The sequence below is a fragment of the Streptomyces sp. NPDC002133 genome (assembly GCF_040296405.1).
GTDB lineage: Bacteria > Actinomycetota > Actinomycetes > Streptomycetales > Streptomycetaceae > Streptomyces.
Window position 1 is genome coordinate 1 of the sequence record NZ_JBEOXF010000063.1, and the last position, 20,477, is coordinate 20,477.

16 protein-coding genes and 6 pseudogenes are annotated in these 20,477 nt (G+C 70.1%); 14 read left to right on the forward strand and 8 right to left on the reverse strand.

Annotated elements, in window-relative coordinates; all coding sequences use genetic code 11:
* Positions 1 to 561: cation:proton antiporter (locus ABT078_RS35415; RefSeq protein WP_351235242.1), on the forward strand; the 561-nt coding region annotated here is incomplete at its 5' end.
* Positions 562 to 1,013: 452 nt separating this feature from the next.
* On the opposite strand, the pseudogene ABT078_RS35420 reads toward ABT078_RS35415, so the two are convergent.
* Positions 1,014 to 1,187 (reverse strand): annotated as a pseudogene (locus tag ABT078_RS35420) (IS982 family transposase); the annotation flags it as partial.
* Between the two features lie 137 nt (positions 1,188 to 1,324).
* On the opposite strand from ABT078_RS35420, the gene ABT078_RS35425 reads away from it, so the two are divergent.
* Together ABT078_RS35425 and ABT078_RS35430 are read left to right on the forward strand one after the other, a co-directional pair.
* Positions 1,325 to 1,846, forward strand: coding sequence for a DinB family protein (locus ABT078_RS35425; protein ID WP_351235302.1), 522 nt, complete (start codon positions 1,325 to 1,327; stop codon positions 1,844 to 1,846).
* 291 nt (positions 1,847 to 2,137) lie between these two features.
* Positions 2,138 to 2,242, forward strand: a pseudogene (locus ABT078_RS35430) (metallophosphoesterase); the annotation flags it as partial.
* Between the two features lie 33 nt (positions 2,243 to 2,275).
* Here ABT078_RS35430 and ABT078_RS35435 read toward each other — a convergent pair.
* From ABT078_RS35435 to ABT078_RS35455, 5 genes are read right to left on the reverse strand one after another with little or no spacing between them, the layout of a single operon-like run.
* On the reverse strand, positions 2,276 to 3,178 hold the full coding sequence (locus ABT078_RS35435) for a Gfo/Idh/MocA family protein (RefSeq protein WP_351235244.1): 903 nt from the start codon (positions 3,176 to 3,178) through the stop codon (positions 2,276 to 2,278).
* Entirely contained in the window at positions 3,175 to 4,398 is a 1,224-nt protein-coding gene (locus ABT078_RS35440) for an ROK family transcriptional regulator (RefSeq protein ID WP_351235246.1), read from the reverse strand. Before ABT078_RS35440 ends, ABT078_RS35435 begins: the two co-directional genes overlap by 4 nt.
* 17 nt (positions 4,399 to 4,415) lie before the next feature.
* Positions 4,416 to 5,282: a carbohydrate ABC transporter permease gene (locus tag ABT078_RS35445; protein WP_502981470.1), complete on the reverse strand. Its 867-nt coding sequence runs from the start codon at positions 5,280 to 5,282 to the stop codon at positions 4,416 to 4,418.
* A gap of 26 nt (positions 5,283 to 5,308) precedes the next feature.
* Positions 5,309 to 6,334 (reverse strand): carbohydrate ABC transporter permease, encoded by a 1,026-nt coding sequence (locus ABT078_RS35450; RefSeq protein ID WP_351235248.1) that lies wholly within the window; start codon positions 6,332 to 6,334, stop codon positions 5,309 to 5,311.
* A 17-nt stretch (positions 6,335 to 6,351) separates the two neighbouring features.
* Positions 6,352 to 7,755 (reverse strand): ABC transporter substrate-binding protein, encoded by a 1,404-nt coding sequence (locus ABT078_RS35455; RefSeq protein ID WP_351235250.1) that lies wholly within the window; start codon positions 7,753 to 7,755, stop codon positions 6,352 to 6,354.
* A gap of 152 nt (positions 7,756 to 7,907) precedes the next feature.
* Between ABT078_RS35455 and ABT078_RS35460 the strand changes: the two genes are divergently transcribed.
* From ABT078_RS35460 to ABT078_RS35480, 5 genes and pseudogenes are all read left to right on the forward strand, one after another.
* The gene (locus ABT078_RS35460; RefSeq protein ID WP_351235251.1) at positions 7,908 to 8,954 is read left to right on the forward strand and encodes a zinc-dependent alcohol dehydrogenase; all 1,047 of its coding nucleotides are present in this window, start codon (positions 7,908 to 7,910) and stop codon (positions 8,952 to 8,954) included.
* An 18-nt stretch (positions 8,955 to 8,972) separates the two neighbouring features.
* A complete protein-coding gene (locus ABT078_RS35465) occupies positions 8,973 to 9,773 on the forward strand; it encodes a sugar phosphate isomerase/epimerase family protein (RefSeq protein ID WP_351235253.1) in 801 nt (266 codons plus the stop codon).
* Entirely contained in the window at positions 9,770 to 11,137 is a 1,368-nt protein-coding gene (locus ABT078_RS35470; RefSeq protein ID WP_351235255.1) for an MGH1-like glycoside hydrolase domain-containing protein, read from the forward strand. Before ABT078_RS35465 ends, ABT078_RS35470 begins: the two co-directional genes overlap by 4 nt.
* Complete coding sequence (locus tag ABT078_RS35475) at positions 11,134 to 13,053, forward strand: amylo-alpha-1,6-glucosidase (RefSeq protein ID WP_351235257.1); 1,920 nt, start codon at positions 11,134 to 11,136, stop codon at positions 13,051 to 13,053. The genes ABT078_RS35470 and ABT078_RS35475 overlap by 4 nt, the downstream gene beginning before the upstream one ends.
* Before the next feature lie 542 nt (positions 13,054 to 13,595).
* Positions 13,596 to 13,999: pseudogene (locus ABT078_RS35480) on the forward strand (zinc-binding dehydrogenase); the annotation flags it as partial.
* Between the two features lie 503 nt (positions 14,000 to 14,502).
* Here the strand turns inward: ABT078_RS35480 and ABT078_RS35485 are convergent.
* Entirely contained in the window at positions 14,503 to 15,093 is a 591-nt protein-coding gene (locus ABT078_RS35485) for a TetR/AcrR family transcriptional regulator (protein WP_351235259.1), read from the reverse strand.
* Between the two features lie 168 nt (positions 15,094 to 15,261).
* On the opposite strand from ABT078_RS35485, the gene ABT078_RS35490 reads away from it, so the two are divergent.
* The 6 genes and pseudogenes from ABT078_RS35490 to ABT078_RS35515 form a co-directional block, all read left to right on the forward strand.
* A complete protein-coding gene (locus tag ABT078_RS35490; RefSeq protein WP_351235261.1) occupies positions 15,262 to 15,891 on the forward strand; it encodes a cysteine hydrolase family protein in 630 nt (209 codons plus the stop codon).
* On the forward strand, positions 15,888 to 17,465 hold the full coding sequence (locus tag ABT078_RS35495; RefSeq protein ID WP_351235263.1) for an aldehyde dehydrogenase (NADP(+)): 1,578 nt from the start codon (positions 15,888 to 15,890) through the stop codon (positions 17,463 to 17,465). The genes ABT078_RS35490 and ABT078_RS35495 overlap by 4 nt, the downstream gene beginning before the upstream one ends.
* Before the next feature lie 480 nt (positions 17,466 to 17,945).
* Positions 17,946 to 18,431: a lipocalin-like domain-containing protein gene (locus ABT078_RS35500; RefSeq protein ID WP_351235265.1), complete on the forward strand. Its 486-nt coding sequence runs from the start codon at positions 17,946 to 17,948 to the stop codon at positions 18,429 to 18,431.
* A gap of 184 nt (positions 18,432 to 18,615) precedes the next feature.
* A pseudogene (locus ABT078_RS35505) lies at positions 18,616 to 19,010 on the forward strand (PP2C family protein-serine/threonine phosphatase); the annotation flags it as partial.
* A 224-nt stretch (positions 19,011 to 19,234) separates the two neighbouring features.
* Positions 19,235 to 19,400: pseudogene (locus ABT078_RS35510) on the forward strand (IS30 family transposase); the annotation flags it as partial.
* A 21-nt stretch (positions 19,401 to 19,421) separates the two neighbouring features.
* A pseudogene (locus ABT078_RS35515) lies at positions 19,422 to 20,073 on the forward strand (IS5 family transposase); the annotation flags it as partial.
* Here the strand turns inward: ABT078_RS35515 and ABT078_RS35520 are convergent.
* Complete coding sequence (locus ABT078_RS35520) at positions 20,067 to 20,375, reverse strand: hypothetical protein (protein ID WP_351235267.1); 309 nt, start codon at positions 20,373 to 20,375, stop codon at positions 20,067 to 20,069. The pseudogene ABT078_RS35515 and the gene ABT078_RS35520 overlap by 7 nt on opposite strands.
* Between the last annotated feature and the right edge of the window lie 102 nt (positions 20,376 to 20,477).

A 20,477-nucleotide genomic window follows, 5' to 3' on the forward strand; every position in this document is an offset into this window, starting at 1 on the left:
GCGATGCTGCTGGTCGTCGGCCTCTCGGCGATGGCGCTCCACCTGGGCTTCGAGGCCATCCTCGGCGCCTTCGTCGCAGGTGCCGTCCTCCGGCTGGTCGACCCCCACGCCGAACGGTCCCACCCCCGCTTCCACATGAAGCTCACAGGCCTCGGCTACGGATTCCTCGTTCCCGTGTTCTTCGTGACGAGCGGTATCCAGTTCAACCTCGGCGCCCTGTTCGAGGACGCCGGGACCATCCTCCGGGTGCCGATGTTCCTGGCCGCGCTGCTGCTGGTCCGCGGCCTTCCGGCACTCCTGTACCGCGCAACCGGACTCTCCTGGCCGGAAGTCGCGGCCGGCGCCCTGCTCCAGGCCACATCACTGCCGGTCATCGTGGCCGCAGCGACCATCGGCCTGAAACTCGACGCCATACGCCCCGAGAACGCGTCCGCCCTGGTCGCCGCCGGGCTGCTCTCCGTGGTCATCTTCCCCCTGATCGCGCTGCCCCTTCTCCACCGCTCCCGGCAGCACCCGCCAGCGGACGACCGGACACGGCGGGGCATTGTCAACTTAGTGTGATTTCGCTGGTTGATGGTGTGTCAGGGTGTAGTGTGCTCGGTTCTCGGCCCTGGGTCAGCCTGCCGTGGGCATCACGGTAGCTGCACCTAACCTCATCCGCCCAGTCCACGCGGCATGTTGGTACTCGTGGAGGACGCCGCCGAGTCGTCGTCGTATGTCGAGGTGGGTGATCTGCTTCGGATCGGTGACCGGCAGCGGCAGGTGAGGCTTCCCCAAGGCCGGGTAGTTAGCGTTTTCGCAGGTCACGCAAGGAGCGTTGACACGGGGCCTCCACGCGACGCAACGGAGCTCGTTGGTACAGGCAGTCGTCGGTGCCCGGATCCTTCCGGCTCGACGTCTCCCCGGGGGATGGTCACGCACGGCACTCAGAGCGTGCCGTGGGGTGCACACGTGCAGGAGCAGCTCAGCACGGACAGCAAGGTCGCCAACCTCGCCTGCCACATCAAGAATGGTGCGGCGAAGCCGAGCACCGCCTGCATCATCGCGAGCGTGACCAACTCGGCGTCGCTCAGCTGCGGGGCAATCCCCACCGTCGGCCGCCACGGCGCGAGATGCGGTGAGCTCTTCAGCAGGTCGTCGGTCTTCACATAGAGTGCGGTGGCGAGGGAGTCCAACTCTGTCATCACACACTGACGTTGGGCTCCCTCGCCTCTTGTGCGCACCGATCCCTTGGAATCGATCATCTAGTCTCCCGCCGACTGTGACTCCTGGGCGTTAGGGAACTCCCTGCATGACCGCAGGGATTCGGGGATCATGTGTGGCCATGATCGAAGATATGAGTGAAACAACTCCGGGCAGTGAAGTAAGCGTGCTTCTCAGGGCCTTGGACGGACAGCGGCGCCACGTTCTCGGCATCCTCGAGGGTCTCGATGCGGAGGCTCTGCGGCGGCCCGTGCTGCCATCCGGATGGCACTGCTTGGGGCTGGTCCAGCACCTCGCGCTGGACGTTGAGCGGTTCTGGTTCCGCGCAGTCGTCGCCGGGGACGAGGAGATCATCCTTGGCCTGACAAACGGCGATGAAGCTTGGAACGTGGCCCCGGAAGTGCCCGCCATCGACGTGCTCGACCAATACCGGCAGGAGGCAAAACTCGCCGACGCCGTCATCACCAGCACCCCTGCTGACGCCACCCTGGCCTGGTGGCCGGCCGGTCTGTTCGGCGAACCGCACCTGCACACCCTGCGCGACGTCCTGCTTCACGTCATCACCGAGACCGCGTGCCACGCCGGCCACCTCGACGCGGCCCGGGAGCTCATCGACGGCCGCCGCTGGCTGATCCTGACCTGACCCTACCCCGGGCCTTCGAGACTGTGGCGTTGCCAGCACGGTCAGTGCGGGCGAGAGGTGACCATCCGCCTCGCCAATCTCCGCCGAGGGCTGCGAGCCTGCCGATACTGCCGGCTCCACGAGGGTGCCGAGCGCCGATACGCCCCTGGCACCGCTGAGGAGATCATGCGCGCGGCAGGCCTTGAGCCGCTGGTCCCGTGCACCGGCCGGATCAAAGACCCCTGGCCCAGCCATTGCAGTGCCCGCGGCCACGAGGTCTCCCCCTCTGAGCGGCATCCTCAACGGCCAAGGCACGGCATGACGGCGGGCGGGGTCCAGGTGCGCAACGTGGCCCAGCCCGTGATCGACCGGGCGTTCGCCGTGTGCCACCTGCGGGCGCCGCCTGGAGCGCCGTGACGGTCGGCGCTCCAGGGCGGTGCGCGCTCCGGGTCAGTACGCTCTGCCGCTTCGCCCGGGATCCGCGAGTGCCATCAGTTCCTGGAGCCGCAGGCCGCGAGCCGCGTCGATGGGCGTGGACGTTCCCGATCGTACGGCCTCAGCGAACTCGCGGCGCAGTATCGGCCAGCACTCCTCGTGGTCGAGTTCTGCGGTGTCGTAGACGAGTTCTTCGCCGGGCCCGAACAGCTCGATACGGGTCCTGGCCCGCGGCAGGTTCACGGTCCCGGACAAGGAGGCCTGACTGACCGAGCCGTTCTCATGCTCACAGGTGAGTTCGATCCAGCGGCGCGGGTCCCCGGTCGCGCGGACGTCGGCGATAGGACCGACCGCGGTGTCCAGCAGATCGAGCAGATGCGGTCCGAGGTCGAGCAGGGCACCGTGCTCAAGGCGCCAGGCGGTCGCGAAGTCACCGCCCAGGAAGGCTCCGTGGAGATAGCAGGAGCGCGCTCCGGTGATCTCCAGTCCGGCGGCCTCGCGCAGGAACTCGCGGGTCGCCGGGTGGTAGCGCTTGGTGAGGACGAGCTGGGACACGACTCCCGCTTCGGCAACCGCGTCCGCCACCTCGCGCGCCGCGTGCACGTCCGGGCCGAGCGGCTTCTCCAGCAGCAGATGGCGGCCGGCCTTCGCGGCACGTACGGCGAGGTCCGCCTGGACCGCCGGCGGGACGGCGAAGGCGACGGCCTCGCAGCGGTCGAGCAGTTCCTCGAACGAGCCGGCGACCGTCGCTCCATAGGGTTCGGCCGTCTCCCGGGCGGCCTCGGGCCGGCGCGCCCACACCGCGGCCAGTTCGGTCTCCGGTCCCGCGGCGAGCATCCGGGCATGCATGGCCCGGGCCCAGGGGCCCGCGCCGATCAGGCCCACCTTGACCGGGGGCGACGTCCAGGGGCTGTTCATACGGGGGCTCCGTGCTTGCGGTCGGCGGCCAGGGCGGCAAGGCGCCCGTCGGCCTGGTCGGGCGCGTAGAGGTGCTCGACGACCAGGGCGGCCGCGCCGATCAGGCCTGCGCGGTCGCCGAGCTTTCCGGTTACGACGTCGAGTTTGGCGGTGGTGCGGGGCATGGCGCGCCGGTACAGGACCTCGCGCACACCCGTCAGGAAGGGCGTCCCGGCCAGGTCCCCGCTGAGGACCAGCACGCCGGGATTGAGCAACGTGACGACTGTGGCCAGCACTTCACCGATGCGCTGCCCGGCCTCGCGGGCGAGCCGGACGGCGTCGGGCTGCTGTTCGGCGAGCAGCCGGCGGACGTCCGAGCCGGAGGTGGTCGGAACGCCGGCGTCGGACAACTGGGCGGCCAGGGCACGACCGCTCGCGACGGCGGCCAGACAGCCGTAGGACCCGCACATGCAGAGCGCGTCGGTCCGGTCGTGCAGCCTGATGTGCCCGATGTCGCCGGCGCTGCCGTCGATGCCCCGGTAGATCTCGCCGTCGACGACGACACCGGCGCCGATACCGGTGGACGCCTTGACGAGGACGAAGGCCGAGCAGTCGGCATGGCCGGCTCGGTGTTCCGCGTACGCCATCAGGTTGGCGTCGTTGTCGACGAGCACCGGCACGGGTCCCGGTTCGCGCGAGGGGCCGACCTGCTCCGCGTACGCCTCCTGCATCCTCTCGCGGACGGGGAAGCCGTCCCAGCCGGGCATGATCGGGGGCTGGACCACGCGGCCCGTGGCGAAGTCGACCGGTCCGGGGACGGACAGGCCGATGCCGCACACATCCGTGGGTTCGGCGCCCGCCTCGGCGAGCAGCGGTGCGAACCAGCCGGCCAGGGTGTCGAGGACGGCGACGGGCCCGTCGCCGATCAGCACGTCCCCGGACCGGGCCGCGAGCACCGTGCCCGCGAGGTCCAGTACGGCGGCGCGGGCGTGCCGGGTCTCGAGGTCGACGGCGATCACGACGGCGTGCGTCGGGTCGAACTCGATCCGGGCGGACGGGCGGCCACCGGTCGAGGTGCCCGCCACATCACGCAGCCAGCCGGCCCGGTACAGCTGCTCCAGCCGGAGACCGACGGTGGAGCGCGACAGCCCGGTGGCTCTCTGCAGGTCGCCGCGTGTGTTGGCGTCGCCCCGGCGGATCAGCCGCAGCAGGTGTCCGGCGCTCGCCTGGTTCCCCGACATGATCGTTCCCCGTCCCCTCAGCTCTTGTCCGCGCCGCTGGTGAGCCCCTCGGTGAGCAGGCGCTCGGCGGCGAAGAACAGAACTACCACGGGGATCGTCAGGACCACCGACCCGGCCATCAGCACGGTCTTGGAGACCTCGATGCCGTTGGCGAGCTGGGCGAGGCCGAGGGACACCGTCCACTTGCCGGGGTCGGCCGCAAGGAAGAGCAGCGCGAAGAGGAACTCGTTCCAGGCGATCATGAAGACGTACAGCCCGGTGGCCATCAGCGACGGCGCCGCGAGCGGCAGGATCACCTTGCGCACGGTCTGCAGGCGGGTACAGCCGTCGAGGGCCGCGGCCTCCTCGATGGAGTACGGGATCGTGACGAGGTAGTTCCTGAGCATGTAGATCGACACGGGCACGGTCTGGGCCACGTAGACGATGGCGAGACCGGCGAGGCTGGAGGAGAGCCCCAGCTTCGCGAAAATCACGAAGAGCGGAACGGCCAGCAGTGTGGACGGAAAGAGGTAGACGGCCAGGAAGAGGGCGCTGATCTGCCGGCCGCCGAAGAACTTGAGGCGGCTGATGGCGTACGCGCCGGGCACGGAGACGGCGAGGGTCAGCACGACCGTACCGAGCGAGACGAGCGCGGAGTTGAGCAGGAGCCTCGTGAATCCCTGCCCGCCGTCCTCGGTGGGCGTCATGACGTTGCGGTACGTGTCGAGCGTGAACTCCTTCGCGGAGACCCACAGCGATCCGGGGTCCAGCAGCAGCGCGTCGATGGGTTTCACCGACAGCAGCACCATGTAGTAGAAGGGCACGATCGTGATCGCGGCGAGGAACGCGATCACCACCCAGCGCAGGACGCGGAAGAGCCGCTCCTCGAACTGCGCGCGCGTCATGGGCGTACGCGTCATGGCCGAGCGCATCATGACTGCTCCTCCTGGACCTTCTTGCCGAAGAACTTGAAGTAGAGGCCCAGCGCGACCACCAGGACGGCGGCGAGGACGAGGGCCTGTGCCGCGGCGGCGCCGACGTCGTATCGGGCGGTGAGGAAGTCGTAGACCCGGACGCCGGCGATGTCCGTTCCGGAGCCGCCGCCGGTGAGCAGGTAGACGTCGTCGAACTTGTTGAACGTGAGGATGAAGCGCAGCACGCACAGCAGCGCCAGGACCGGCATGAGCTGCGGAAGGAGAATGTGGCGGAAGTTCTGCAGCGGAGTGGCGCCGTCGACCTTGGCGGCCTCCTCGAGTCCGTCCGGCACCGCCTGGAGCCGGGCGAGGAGGAAGAGGAACGCGAAGGGGAAGTAGCGCCAGATCTCGAAGGCGATGACGGTGAACAGGGCCAGCGGGATGTCGAAGTGCAGCCCGAGCATGCTGATTTCGTACTCGCGCGTGGACAGGAAGGCGATCGGGTCGTCCCAGCCGAAGAGCTTGCGGCCCCATTCGTTCACGATGCCGTACTGGGGGCTGAGCGCGACCTCCCAGACGAAGGCGACGGCGACGACGGGGGCGACGTACGGCAGGAGCATCGCGCCGCGCAGCAGGCCGCGGCCGCGGAACGGCCTGCGGAGGGCGAGCGCGGCCACGAGACCGAGCAGCAGTGAACCGCCGGTGGCGCCGGCCGTGTAGACCACGGTCGTGAGGAGGCTGCTCCAGAATCCCGCCGAGCCGAAGACCTGCGCGAAGTTGTCCAGGGACCAGTTCCCGAGGAGACCCATGCCCTGGATGTCGACGAGCTTGGCGTCCTGGAAGGCGAGCAGCACCGTCCACAGGATGGGCAGCACGACCACGACCAGCACCACCAGGACGGTGGGCGTGACGAAGGCGAGTCCCGCGCGGTTCTCGCGCTGGCTGGCGGTGAGCGGCCGGTTGTCGGGGCGGGGCGGCGTGGCGGTGAGCGGGCGCCGGTCCTTGGGGCGGCGCTCCGTCGCGCCGCGCTGAGCTGTAGTCATGGGGTCGGTTCCTCGGCCTACTGGAGGGACTTCTGCAGTGCGGCGACTTCCTCGTTCGCCTCGTGGGCGGCTTCGTCCGGGCGGATCTGGCCGCTGGTCATGGCGCCGATGGCCTTGGGGACGGGCAGTTCGCCGTTCATCGCACCGACGAGGGCGCCCTGGCCCTGGGTGATCCCCCAGCGCTGCATGTTGCTGACGCCGTCGGCGAGCTGGTCGAGGAGCTGGTCGGAGTAGACCTCGTTCATGGGCCTGAGGGTGTCGACGCCGATCTTGCTGTGGCGCCAGGCGTCCAGGTACCTGCCCGGCTGTTCGGCGGTGCCCTTGCGGACGGGGATCTTGCCTTCGGGCGCCAGGCCGAACCAGTCCTCGTACCCGGCGCCCATCATGTACTCGATGAACTTCCGCGAGGCGTCCGTCTCGGCCGTCTTGGTGGTCACCCATGAGGTGACCTCGCCGAACTGGGCGGGCTTCGCGCCGTCGGGGCCCTTGAGGGCGGTGACGACACCGCTGTTGGCGGCGAGGAAGTCGGGGTCGTCCTTGCATTCGGCGCAGCTGGGCAGCGCGTCCTTGCGCAGCCCGGCGAGTTCGTCGAGCAGGAACGAGGACCAGATGATCATCGAGGACTTGCCGGCGAAGTAGGTCGCGCGGGTGGAGTCGACGGTCTGGGTCCCGGGTGCGCCGTGGTCGCGGGCGAGGGTGTCGTATGCCGCGAAGGCGGTGTCGCACCGGGGCGAGTCGAGCTGGACCTGGCCCTGGCCGTCGACGAGCTGGCAGTCGTTGGCCAGGGCGATGTTCTCGAAGCTCTGCTGGGTGAAGACGTCACCGGGGTCGGTGGCGGCGGAGATGCCGTCCCGTCCCTTCGTGTCCAGCCCCTTGGCGGCGGCGAGGAGCGCGTCGTAGGAGTCGGGCGTGCTCAGACCGGCCTGTCGCAGGAGGTCCTTGCGGTAGACGAGGAGCTGCAGCCAGGAGTCGGAGGGGACCGCGAGCTGTGTGGCGCCGTCGGCGGTGAGGCCGAGCGCGTTGGTGTTGAAGGTGCCGCGGCCGAGTTCGTCGACGATGGCCTTGGGGATGTCGGTGTTGAGCAGACCGTTGCCGTACATCTGCCAGGTCTGGCCCATCGGTACGGCGCCGATGACGTCGGGGAGCTTGCCGGCGGCCGCGGCCGACATGATCAGCTGGGGCATCTGGCCCTCGTCGACGCCCACGAGGTCGACCTGGATACCGGTCTCCTTCTCGAAGCGGTCGATGATCTTCTCGGTGGCCGCCACGCGTGGGGTCAGATTCTCCTGGGACCACACGGTGATCCTCTTGTCGGCCTTGCCGGGGCCGGTGGCGGTGGAGCAGCCGGCGAGCACCCCCATGCCCACTGCCGCTGCGAGACCTACTGCGATCGCCTTCGACCGCCGGGTCCTGTTGCGCATGTCCCGTCCTCAGTGCCTCGGTGCCGGCGTAGGAGCCCTCACCGACTTACGTCCATTAGGAAGGCATCTCAGCATCACTTTTGCGTGTTGACAAGACGTAAGTCGAAGATATTCTCGACCTAAGTGGTGAACCCAACCCTTCGGAGCCCTACGTGGAACGCGTCGTTCAATTCACCGGCCCTCGCCAGGTCGAGGTCGCGGAGCACGACTCCGCCCCGCTGCCCGCCGGTCATCTGCGGGTCCGCACCCGCTACTCGGGCATCTCGGCCGGTACCGAGTTGACGGCCTACCGGGGCACCAACCCGTATCTGACCCGCACCTGGGACCCGGAGGCCCGGCTCTTCCGCGACGGCGCCGCCGGCATCGAGTACCCGGTCGCCGGCTGGGGCTACTCGGAGGTGGGCGAGGTCACCGAGGTCTCCCCCGAGCTCGCCGGCACGCCCGGCATGCCGGAGGCGGGCGACCTGGTCTGGGGCATCTGGGGCCATCGCAGCGAGGGCATCGTTCCCGCCGAGCGCATGGTCGGCCATACCCTGCCCGCAGGACTCGCACCGCTCGCTGGAGCCTTCGCCCGCGTCGGCGCCATCGCCTACAACGCCGTCCTCGCCTCCGACATCCACCTCGGTGAGGACGTCGCCGTCTTCGGCCAGGGCGTCATCGGGCTCCTCACCACCCGCCTCGCCCAGCTCAGCGGCGCACGCGTCACCGCCGTCGACGCCCTCGACGTACGGCTCGAGAGCGCCAAGGCCCACGGTGCGCAGCACACCCTCAACGCCCGCACCGACGCGGTCGCCGAGCGCATCCGCGAGGCCACCGACGGCCTGGGCGCGGACCTCGCCATCGAGATCAGCGGTGCCTACCCCGCCCTGCACGAGGCACTGCGCTCGGTCGCCGTGGGCGGTCGGGTCGTCGCCTCCGGGTTCTACCAGGGCGACGGCGCCGGGCTGCGGCTCGGCGACGAGTTCCACCACAACCGCGTACAGCTGATCTGCTCCCAGATCGGCGGTGTGCCGCCGCAGCTCGCGGGCCGCTGGACGGTCGAGCGGCTGCAGCGGACCTTCCTGCGCCTGGTCGCCGAGGGACAGGTCGACGTCGAGTCCCTGGTCAGCCATGTCGTCCCCGTCGCGGACGCGGCCGACGCGTACGTCCTGCTGGACGAGCGCCCCGCGGACGCCCTCCAGGTCGTCCTGGAATTCTGAGTTTCGAGGAGAGAGACCGTGCTCAAGACCGCCGCCCAGGAACAGCTGCTGCCGGGCGCCACGCTTCAGGAGAAGTGGGACTTCGCGCAGGCTGCCGGGTACGACGCGATCGAGCTCCGCGCCAAGGGGGACTTCCACTTCCGGGACCGTCTGCCCGAGCTCCGGCAGGCGCGCAAGGACGGCGTCGTCATGCCGACCGTCTGCGTCGAGATGCTGCACTTCTTCGGCGCCTTCGACGAGGAACTGCGCCGTGACGCGATCGCCCAGATGAAGTCCCAGCTCTCGGTGATCGCGGAGCTCGGCGGCCTCGGGGCGCAGACCCCGGCGTCGTACGGCATGTTCTCGCGCCGGCTGCCGCCGTTCGAGCCCCCGCGCAGCGAGGAGGAGGACCGCGAGGTCCTGCTGGCCGGGCTCGCCGAGCTGGGCGAGCACGCCAGGGCCGAGGGAGTCACCCTCTATCTGGAGCCGCTCAACCGGTACGAGGACCACATGGTCAACCGGCTCGAGCAGGCGGCCGAGCTGATCCGTACGGTCGGCATCGACGCCGTGAAGATCGGCATCGACAGCTACCACATGAACATCGAGGAGACCGACCCGGCCGCGTCGATCCTCGCCCACGCGGACGTCATCGGGCACGCCCAGGTATCCGACTCCAACCGCTTCCAGCCCGGCGCGGGCCACCTCGACTGGCCCGCGTGGCTCGCCGCGCTCGAGGCCATCGGCTACGACGGCTACCTCGCCGCCGAATGCCGCCTGACCGGCGACCCCGTCGAGGCCGTGCGCTCCATTCCCGGCTTCCTGCGGCGGTCCGGCGCATGACCGCCCTGCTCATGGCGAACCGCCCCCTCGATCCGCCCGTGCCCGCCGCTGCCGCAGACCTGACGCTGCGGCGCGGCGCGGCACGGGTCCTCCTCCGCAACTGGACCGGCGCCTCCACCGTTCCCTCGCGCACCCTGTATCCGCACCAGTGGAGCTGGGACTCGGCATTCATCGCGATCGGGCTGCGGCACCTGTCACCGCGCCGCGCCCAGCGCGAACTGGAGACCCTCCTCGGGGCGCAGTGGGACGACGGGCGCGTCCCGCACATCGTCTTCAATCCGGCCGTGCCGCTCGGCGCCTACTTCCCGAGCCCGGACTTCTGGCGCTCGTCACAGGCGGGCGCCGCGGCCGGCGCCCCCGCCGCCATCGAGACGTCCGGCATCGTCCAGCCACCCGTGCACGCGCTCGCCGCATGGCTGGTGCACGAGGCGGATCCCGCCGAGTCCGCACGGCGCGGCTTCCTCGCCCGGGTGTACCCCAGGCTGACGGCCTGGCACCGCTACCTCACCTCCGCCCGGGACCTGGGCGGGGCCGGCCTGGCGGCGGTCGTGCACCCGTGGGAGCCGGGCATGGACAACAGCCCGTGCTGGGACGGCCCGCTCGCGCGCATCGCCCCGGCCGATCCCAGTTCCTTCCGCCGCGCCGATCTGGACCACGGCCACGCCGACGACCGTCCCACCGACGTCGACTACGGACGGTACGTGCGGCTCGCCGCTGACTACCGGGACTCCGGTTACGCGGACGACGGGCACGCATTCGCCGTCGAGGACCCGAGCGTCAACGCGCTGCTGATCGTCTCCGAATACGCCCTGGCCCGAATCGCACGGGCGACCGGCGCCGACCCGCTCGTCCACGAGCAAAGCGCGCAGCGGCTCACGGACGCACTCGTCTCGCGGCTGTGGGACGCCGAGGCCGGACAGTTCCTCTGCCGTGACCTGGTGAGCGGCCGGCTCGTACAAGAGCGCAGTGTCGCCGGACTCGTGCCGCTGATCGTCCCGGGCCTGCCCGACGACATCGTCCGTTCGTTGCTCGACACGCTCGACGGCCCGCACTTCCGGGCGGACGACACCGGCCTCGTCGCCAGTTACGCCCTCACCGGACACGCCTTCGACCGTACCCGCTACTGGCGCGGACCCGCCTGGTTCAACACCGCTTGGCTCATCGCGCGCGGACTGCGGCTGTACCGCGCCGACGACCGTGCCGAGCGACTGCGGGCCGCCTTCCTCGACACCGCAAGGACATCGGGATTCGCCGAGTACGTCGACCCGTTCACCGGGGACGGCCGAGGCACCCGCGACTTCGGCTGGACCGCCGCCCTCACCCTCGATCTGCTCACCACCCCGCATCCGGAGGCCGTTCGATGACCAACCCCGGCCGCGTCCTGCTCGTCCGCGACGGCACGTTCGCGGTGCTCGGCCCGGACGGCTCGATCGCGGGATCCCGCGGGACGGCACCCGACGGGCTGTTCCTGCGCGATGCCCGCCATCTGAGCCGCTGGGAGCTGACGGTCGACGGCACCGCTCCCACGGTGCTCGTCCCGGCGTCGGACTCCGTCCCCTCGACCGGCGTCCTCACCCCCGCCGGTACCCGAGACGAGCCCCCCGCCTACACCGTCTTCCGCAAACAGACGGTCGAAGCGGGGCGGTTCACGGACACCCTGCGCATGGTCAACAACCGCCCTGCGGCGCTGACCGCGCGGATCGAACTCGCGGTGGGCGCCGACTTCGCGGACCAGTTCGAGCTCCGGGCCGACGACCGCGTCTACCAAAAGCCCGACGCCGAGCACGAGGTCAGGACACTGCCGGATGGGGTCGAGTTCAGCTACCGGCGCGGCCACTGGCACTCCCGTACCACGGTCAGCGCCAGCCCCGCCCCGGACACCGTCGCCGCCGAGCGGCTGGCCTGGACCGTGACGCTGCCTCCCCACGGCGAGGCCGAACTGCGCCTGACGGCCGAGGCCCGACCGCACGGAGACCCGGTCGGCCCGCTGCCCGAACCCGAGTCCGCCCGCACGGATCTGCCCGGCTCGGCGGAACCCGACCTCCTGCGCGCCTGTCGGCAGGGGCTCGCGGACCTCGATCTGCTCCGGGTGTCCGCCACCGGGCCCGGCGGCGAGCAGGTGACCGTGCCCGCCGCCGGCATCCCCTGGTTCCTCACCCTCTTCGGGCGCGACTCGCTCCTCACCTCGTACTTCCTGCTGCCCTACCGGGCGCGCACCGCCGAGCACACCCTGCTCGCGCTCGCCGCCACCCAGGGTTGCGAGTACGACGACTTCCGGGGCGAACAGCCCGGACGCATCGTCCACGAGGTGCGCCACGGAGAGCTCGCCGAGTTCCGCCAGGTCCCGTACGGCCGCTACTACGGCTCCGTCGATGCCACACCGCTCTTCCTGGTGCTGCTCGGCGCGCACGCCGACACCACCGGCGACACCTCGCTCGCGCTGCGGCTCGAGAGGCATGCCCGGGCGGCCGTCGACTGGATGCTCACGGACGGCGGCCTGACCGAACACGGCTACCTCGTCTACCGGCCGGACGCGCGAGGGCTGGTGAACCAGAACTGGAAGGACTCCGCCGGCGCGATCTGCTTCGCGGACGGTACCCAGGCCGAGGGACCGATCGCGGTCTGCGAGGCCCAGGGGTACGCGTACGACGCGTTGGTGCGCACCGCGCGTCTGGCGCGGACCGTGTGGCACGACCCCGACTGGGCGGAGCAGTTGGAGGCCGCTGCCGCGGGGCTGCGCGAGCGGTTCCACCAGGATTTCTGGATGCCCGCGCACGACTTCCCCGCCCTGGCGCTCGACGGCTCGGGCCGGCAGGTGGACGCGCTCGCGTCCGATGCCGGCCACCTCCTGTGGTCCGGCATCCTCGACCAGGAGCGGGGCGAGCGCGTCGGTCGGCGGCTGCTGGAGTCCGACTTCTTCTCCGGCTGGGCGATCCGCACCCTGGCGTCGGGGCAGGCCCCGTACCATCCGCTGTCCTACCACCGGGGCAGCGCCTGGCCCCACGACAATGCCGTCATCGCACTCGGGCTCGCCCGGTACGGCCTGCGCGATGAACTGGACCTCCTCGCTTCCGGGTTGACGGCCGCAGCCGCCCAGAACCGCTACCGACTGCCGGAGGTGCTCGCGGGATACGGTCGCGAGGAGCACGCCGTCCCCGTGCCGTATCCGCACTCGAACTCGCCGCAGGCCTGGGCCGCGGCGACTCCGCTGGCCCTGCTGACCGCGTGCACCACCGACTCCGCGGCGGGGACCGCAACTGCGGCTACGTGGAAGGGATAGCAGGCGCGTCCGGCCGGAGCTGACACCGGGGACCGGTCGTCGGCTCCTCACCGGCTGCTGCGTCCGGGTCACATCATTCCGGGCCTGATACGGCCACGCCACGCTCCGGACTCGTCATGCGCGGCCCCCGCCACCTCCCCGTGGCGATCGAAGGCCTGACAGCCTGAGCGGGCTGGGCGACCTCGTCGACCCCAACCTCGTCGATCCGGCGGCAGTGGAGCGGCTGGATACGGGGTCGGCGTGGGCCCCGACGATGGACGGCGTCGTCGAACACGACTCCGGCGGACGTGGTGTGCCCGGTCCAGGACCTGGCCCGGCATTTCGGCGTGCGTGCTCGCATCGGTGCCGGTGCGCGGGTGGCCTACGAGCTCTGCTGGGAGAGGCGGCACCGCTGTGGCCCCCTCACCCGGTACATGCGAGCGAAGAACGAAAAGGACTACGACCGTGAAGGCACTGCAGTACCCCGCCATAGGTGCCGCGCCGAAGATCGCCACCGTCCCCGATCCCGAACCGGAACCAGGGCAGGTCATGCTGAAGGTCACCGCCGCAGGGGTGTGCCAGAGGCCGTCCTCTCCAACGCTCAGGCCGTGACGAAGGTCCGGACCTGACCGGCGGCATCGGCGCCGAGGGCGTGTTCGACTTCGTCGGTGCGGAACCGACCGTACGCATTACGCGGCCGTCGCCGCGGTGCAGGCGGAGATCAGCATCGTGGACCTGGGCGGAGGAGCGCTGCCCGTCGGCTTCGGCTACCTGCCCCTACGAAGCATCGGTCTCCTCTCCCTACTGGGGCTCCCGCAGCGAGTTGATCGAAGTCCTGGCGCTCGCCCGCGACGGCAACGTCTCGGTCCACACCGCGACGTTCTCCCTCGACGACGCACCCCTCGCCTACGAACGCCTCCACGCCGGGAAGATCAGCGGCCGAGCCGTCATCCTCCCCCACGGCTGAACCGGTTCGCCAACGCCGACGGGGCGGCACAGATCCGCACCGCGCGGGTCAGGAAGTACTGCAACCGGTCCGGGCCGCTGGGGCCCAGCACGCCTCGGCAGCCCACCAACTTGCCCGACAAAGCCGCGGCCCCTCTCGATCAGCTCTCGCCGGCGCGGCTGCTCTCGCCCGGCCGATGAAGTCGAGTAGGCGTGCCGGTGCGCTAGGCGAGCCAGCCGTGGAATTCAGCCCACATCGCCCAGTCGCGGGCGCAGCCGTCTCGGGTCTTCTTCGGCCGAATGTCCCTCAGGTGCCCCTCGGCGCCGTTGCGAGGGGATCTGACCCATGCGACGTCCTCCACCGCCCCTCGCCAGCCACCAGTCGCGCCCCTCCCCTGCACCGCGCACTACTGCCGCACCGAGCCTGACCACTCAACCCGCAGCAGTTCCCAACCCCCGCCGCGCTGCGCTGGATACGGCCGGGGAACCTTGCCGGACGGCAAAGCGTCCGTGCCCGAGCGTGTATCAGACGGCGGAAGACGGGGTCCCTGGAGCGCGGCGCTTGAGCCGGCCGGCAACCGCTTCCAGCAGTTCGTCGGAGAGGCCGGAGTCGGCCACGGCCCGGGACATGAGCGTGGCGCCGACCAGGGCGCTGAGGGTGAGCATCGACTCGGCCCGGGCCTCCTCGGCATCGTCGTCGAGGCCGGCGATCAGGTCGAGGTATGCGCGGACCTGCTTCTCGTAGGCCTCTTTGAAGTGCTGGTCGCCACGCCCGGCTGCGGCGCCGAGCGTGACCAGGGCGCAACCGGTGGCCGGCGCATCGCGGTGCTGTTTGGCGAGGTAGGCGTCGACAAGGCCGGCACGCGGATCCTGCTTGTTCTTCCGCGCGGCTCTCTCCATTTTCGCCGAGCCCTCGGCCAGGGCCACGGCCGAAGCCTGGGCGATCAGGTCGTCCCGGGAAGTGAAGTGCTTGTAGAAGCCGCCGTGCGTCAGCCCGGCCTCCTTCATCAGGTCCGCGACGCCAGGCCGGGTCACGCCCTCGGCGCGGACCTTGCGGGCCGCCATCCGCAGCACCCGCTCGCGGGATGCCGCCTTGTCGGCCTGCGAGTGCCCCATGTCGGGCCTCCCTTCGAGGTGCGACGCATGTCGCCGGACGACTAGAAGATGCTCATCATACACATGGTGGGGAAATGCTGATACGACCTGCACTCACTTGACTTCCAGGATGATGCGGCTAATCCTCTAATCTAGATGTTCCACATCATCCAGAATGAAGGAGACACGATGACCGAGACCTACGACCCCCGCCGCACGGCGGTCCTGCTCGTCGACCCCTACAACGACTTCCTCTCCGAGGGCGGCAAGGTCTGGCCGCACTTGGAGCGCATGGCGCATGAGGTCGGCCTGCTGGACCACCTGCGCTCCGTGGTCACCTCCGCCCGCGAGAGCGGCATACGCGTGGTGTTCGTCCCGCACCGCCGCTGGGAGCCGGGTGACTACGAGACCTGGGACCACCCGAGTCCCACCCAGCGGAAGATCCAGGAGCGGCACAACTTCGCCCGCGGTACCTGGGGCGGCCAGTTCCACCCCGACTTCCAGCCGCAGGCCGGCGATGTCGTCGCCCAGGAGCACTGGGGGCAGAGCGGATTCGCCAACACCGACCTGGACCTCCAGCTCAAGCAGCACGGCATCACCCACGTCGTGATCGTCGGCCTGCTGGCGAACACCTGCATCGAGTCCACCGGCCGGTTCGCCATGGAACTCGGCTACCACGTGACGCTGGTCCGGGACGCCACCGCCGCCTTTCTCCCTGAAGAGATGCACGCCTCACACGAGCTGAACGGCCCCACCTACGCCCACGCCATTGTCACCACGGACGATCTCACCACCGCATTCACGGGAGCCCAGGCATGACGCTGACCGGAGAACTGCTGATCGGAGCGGCCTGCGTACCCGCCACCGCAGGCACGATGAGGGCACTCAACCCCGCCACCGGCGAGCTCCTCGATCCCGAGTTCGCCGTCGGCGGCCCAGCCGAGGTCGACCGCGCCCTCCGCCTCGCCGACGAGGCCTTCGACAGCTACAGCCACACCGGCCCCACCGAGCGGGCCGCGTTCCTCGACCTCATCGCGGACAGGCTCGAGGCGGTCAAGAACGAACTCGCCGCCCGTACCTCACTGGAGACCGGACTGCCCGCTGCCCAGTTCGAGGGTGAGACCCTGAGGGCCGCTGAACACTTCCGCAAGTTCGCCACCGTTGTCCGTCAAGGCCGTTTTCTCCAGGCGACCATCGACCCCGCACAGCCGGAGCGGCAGCCCGCACCGCGCATGGACCACCGGATGCAGAAGGTGGCCCTCGGCCCCGTGGTGATCTTCGGCGCCAGCAACTTCCCGATCTCCTACTCCGTCGCAGGCGGCGACACCGCCTCCGCCCTGGCCGCCGGCTGCCCAGTCGTCCTCAAGGCGCACAACGCCCATCCCGGTGCTTCCGAGATCCAGGGCCGCGCCATCCGGCAGGCCGTCACCGAAGCGGGACTGCATGAAGGGGTTTTCTCGCTGGTCCGGGGCGCAGGCAACGAGATCGGCGAGGCACTGGTAGAACACCCCCTGGTCCGGGCGGTCACCTTCACCGGCTCCGAGGGCGGCGGCATGGCCCTCTTCCGCCGGGCCCAGCAGCGTCCTGACCCCATCCCCGTGTTCACCGAGATGACCAGCGTCAACCCGACCTTCGTCCTGCCCGCCGCCCTGGCAGCCCGGGGCGCGGAGATCGGTACCGGCGTTGCCCAGCGCGCGCAGTACAACGTCGGGCAGGCCTGCCTGAAGCCTGCCATCCTCCTTGCCATCGACGGGCCCGGCTTCACGGAGCTGCGGGACGCGGCCACGGCCGAGGTGGCCAAGACGGCCGCGCGGACCATGCTCACGCCCGGCATCCACGACTCCTACACCCGCAACGTACGGCGGATCGAGGAGGGCGGCGCCACCCGGATCGGCGCGGGAGCGGACCCGATCCGCACATGGGACGGCCAGTCTCTGCTGTATGAGGTCACCGGTGGGCAGGTGCTGGCCGAACCGGCCCTGCGTCAGGAGGTCTTCGGCCCATCCATCCTGCTGGTCAGGCTGACCGACATGGAGCAACTGCATCACGTGGCCCGCGCCTTCAGGGGACAGCTGTCCGCCACGATGCACGCCGAAGCAGCCGATCGTGCCGCCGCAGAGCAGCTCCTGCCGATCCTGGAGCGCCGCACCGGCCGCATAGTGATCAACGCCTTCTCCATGCCGCAAGAGGTCTCCAACGCCTCCGTCCACACAGGCCCCTTCCCGGCCACCTCCGACAGCCGCTTCACCTCCGTCGGAATGAGCGCGATCGAGCGATTCCTGCGGCCGGTCACCTACCAGGGCTTCCCCGACGAGCTGCTGCCCGAGCCGCTGCGCGAGGCCAACCCACTGCGCCTGTGGCGGCTCGTCGACGGCGAACCCACACGCAACTGACCCCCACGGCTCTCACCCACAGGCCCCCTCCGTGCCCCCCAAGAAGCCTCACACAGCCGCTGGTCAACAGAACGCCCACGACCTGGGCGTCTCCACCACGGCGGCAGGCATCATCACCACGGCCAGCCAGATCGGCTACACGCTGCCTCGACTGCGGGCGGTCAGGCCGGCCGGGCCCTGGGAGCCGGCGGCACCGGACCGGCCCTGGGGGCGCTGCTTTCTCGCACCGTCCGGGAGTCCACTCGCAAGCAACGGGACATGGCGCGCCGACTGCGTGGCAGCTGCCCTTGCCGCTGCCTCCCTGCTGCTCGTCCTGCCCAAGTCCGGCGCGCCTGACTCGCCTGTCCGGCCTCCTCGACGCGGCGATCTACGCAGCCTTGTCGGCGGTCCACGAGGCGGGCTGTCGGCCCGCCCTCTCGCCGCGGGGAGCTGCACCCAACGGGGCCGGACGACGAACCCACGGATGAAAGGAGCATATCCATGACAACCTACGACCATGCGGCAGCAATCAGCGAACACGAGGTCTGTGAAGAGGTGCGCAGAAAGCTGCTGGGCGCATGGGAACTTGTGTCCTACACCGCGACAAGCCCGGACGGCCAGATCATCCACCCCCTCGGCCACCGGCCGCACGGTCTGATCATCTACACCCCCGAGGGCTACATGTCCGCCCAACTGTGCCGCAGCGACCGCCAGCGCACGCGATCCAACCGTCTCGAGGAAGCCACGGCAGAAGAACTGACGCAGGCTGCAATGACCTACGTCGCCTACGGCGGCCCCTTCCACGTGGTCGATCCAACAACCGTCGAGCATCACGTCACGGCCAGCCTCTTCCCGAACTGGACCGGACGGCCCCAGATCAGGACGGTCAGCTTCGAAAACGAGTACCTGAAACTGAGCCTTGTCACCCCCACCCGCCTCTGGGGCGCCGACCGATCGGCCGAACTCACCTGGCGCCGACTGGGCTGATGCCGGAAGGCGCTGCAGAACAGGTCGCGGCCCGATACCGAAGGCGCGTTTGTGGGTGTCGCCCTGCCAGTAGGTGCGGGTGACTTCCGCCGAGCCGCGAGGGTCGAAAACGGCAAGGTCGGTGAGCAGGCCGGTGGACGGCTCAACGGGGGGCGCCGGACAGCCAGTCCAGGGCGTCCTGGAGCTGGAAGCCCTCGACCTGTATGCCCGCTCGGTCGACGGCGCGGAGTCGACCACCGCGGTCCTGTGCGTCATCGACGACACCAACCCCGCCATCGCCTACAGCAGCGCCGGCCACCCTCCACCAGCCCTGCTGCACCCCAACGGCGCCGCGGACTTCCTCGACCAGGCCCCCAGGCAGAGTCCCCGTTCACCGAGGGAGCCAGCCTTGTGCTGTACACCGACGGGCTGATCGAACGCCGCCGCGAGGACATCGATGCCGGCCTGACCCGGCTCGCCGCCTCCCTCACCTGCCACCAGGACACCGACCCCGAAACGCTTGCCGACGCCCTCCTGACCGACCTGATGCCCCCTGCCGGTCCCACCGACGACACCGCCCTGGTCGTCCTCCGCCTGTGACAGAGGCGGCTACCCAGCGCTCCCCCGTCGGGTCGTCGGCCGCTCCGCCGGGAAACCGGAACGGTTGGCGACCCGCGCAGGGGTGGGCGGCCTCGTCCGCATCGGGGCGCTGGGCATCCCCCAGCCCGCCGGCTTGCCCAGGGTCCCCTTCGTCGTCGGCGATACGACGCCACATCCGGCCAAGGCTCGCTCTTGCCTGCGACGGCTGCTCTGCAAGGTCCAGGCGGCAACTAGGCAGATCGCCCTCGGCCCCCTCCCGGGAGGTGCGACGCAAATGCGGCCACGCGCGGCAGGCGGCTCGACCATCAGGCCTCAACCGCGCGGTGGAAGGCAGAGCTGATGGCGCGGCGTCCCAAGACACCGAAGCTGGTGGCCAACGAGCGGCTGCGCGGTTGGCGGGACGTTCCGGCCGAGACCGTGGGCTGCTCCGGAGTGAGGGCGTGGCGTCGGCTGCGGGACTGGACCGAGGCTGGCGTGTGGCCCCGCCTGCACGCCGCCCTGCCGGCCGAGCTGCGGCGAGCGGACCTGCTGGACCTGGACGACTGCGCCATCGACGGCTCACATGTCCGGGCCCTCAAAGGGGGGATCGCGTCGGCCCCTCGCCTGTCGACCGCGCCCGCCCCGGCTCCAAGCACCATGTGATGTCGTCGACCGACACGGCACCCCGCTGGCCGTCACTCTCACCGGCGGAAACCGTCACGACGTCACCCCGCTGCTGCCGCTGCTGGACGCCGTCCCACCGATCCGGGGCCTGCGGGGACGCCTGCGTCGCAAGCCCCAACGCCTGTACGCCGACCGGGGTTACGACTACGACAAGTACCGCCGCCTGCTGTGGAAGCGCGGGATCGAGCCGATGATCGCCCGACGTGGCGTCGCCCACGGTTCTGGGTTGGGCAAGGTGCGTTGGGTGGTCGCGTGCGCCTTCGCCTGGCTGCACCAGTTCAAACGGCTCCGCATCCGCTACGAGCGACGCGCCGACCTCCATCAGGGCCTTCTCGAACTGGCCTGCAGCGTGATCTGCCTGCGAAGACTCCAGCAGAATCGCCGCTCGCCGGGTCAGTAGCGGAGGCGGGCCTCAGACCCGTCGATGCGCAGCGTGCAGTTCTTGAAGACCTGCAGCAAAGATTGCCCGCCGCCGACCGGGGCCAGCGTGAGCTCCAAGTCCCGCAACGGCTTTACCACGGCGACGGTGCGAGAGCCATCCGGGTCCGGGCCCCTGAGGGCCGCCCATGCCTCGAACAAGGCCCTCACGCTCTCCCAGCCTGGCCCCGGAGTGAAGCGCGCCAGGAAGAACGGCTGGTCACAGCCGTACTCACTGAGCTCACCGAGCAAGACGTTCCCCTGCAAGAGCTGCCACTGCGTCACGACTCGCCCCCCGTTCTCAACCGCCCAGTCGAAGTCGCATCTTCGCAGTACACAACTGTCGGGCCAAGCACGTCATTCTGAAACGATAGTGAGCCGGGCGTC

Excerpts from the sequence above, each read along its gene's own strand:
- ABT078_RS35440 (WP_351235246.1), bottom strand. The coding sequence starts at position 4,398 with ATGTCGGGGAACCAGGCGAGCGCCGGACACCTGCTGCGGCTGATCCGC.
- ABT078_RS35500 (WP_351235265.1), top strand. The coding sequence starts at position 17,946 with ATGACAACCTACGACCATGCGGCAGCAATCAGCGAACACGAGGTCTGT.
- ABT078_RS35425 (WP_351235302.1), top strand. The coding sequence starts at position 1,325 with ATGATCGAAGATATGAGTGAAACAACTCCGGGCAGTGAAGTAAGCGTG.
- ABT078_RS35475 (WP_351235257.1), top strand. The coding sequence starts at position 11,134 with ATGACCAACCCCGGCCGCGTCCTGCTCGTCCGCGACGGCACGTTCGCG.
- ABT078_RS35450 (WP_351235248.1), bottom strand. The coding sequence starts at position 6,334 with ATGACTACAGCTCAGCGCGGCGCGACGGAGCGCCGCCCCAAGGACCGG.
- ABT078_RS35470 (WP_351235255.1), top strand. The coding sequence starts at position 9,770 with ATGACCGCCCTGCTCATGGCGAACCGCCCCCTCGATCCGCCCGTGCCC.
- ABT078_RS35445 (WP_502981470.1), bottom strand. The coding sequence starts at position 5,282 with ATGACGCGCGCGCAGTTCGAGGAGCGGCTCTTCCGCGTCCTGCGCTGG.
- ABT078_RS35435 (WP_351235244.1), bottom strand. The coding sequence starts at position 3,178 with ATGAACAGCCCCTGGACGTCGCCCCCGGTCAAGGTGGGCCTGATCGGC.
- ABT078_RS35495 (WP_351235263.1), top strand. The coding sequence starts at position 15,888 with ATGACGCTGACCGGAGAACTGCTGATCGGAGCGGCCTGCGTACCCGCC.
- ABT078_RS35485 (WP_351235259.1), bottom strand. The coding sequence starts at position 15,093 with ATGGGGCACTCGCAGGCCGACAAGGCGGCATCCCGCGAGCGGGTGCTG.
- ABT078_RS35455 (WP_351235250.1), bottom strand. The coding sequence starts at position 7,755 with ATGCGCAACAGGACCCGGCGGTCGAAGGCGATCGCAGTAGGTCTCGCA.
- ABT078_RS35490 (WP_351235261.1), top strand. The coding sequence starts at position 15,262 with ATGACCGAGACCTACGACCCCCGCCGCACGGCGGTCCTGCTCGTCGAC.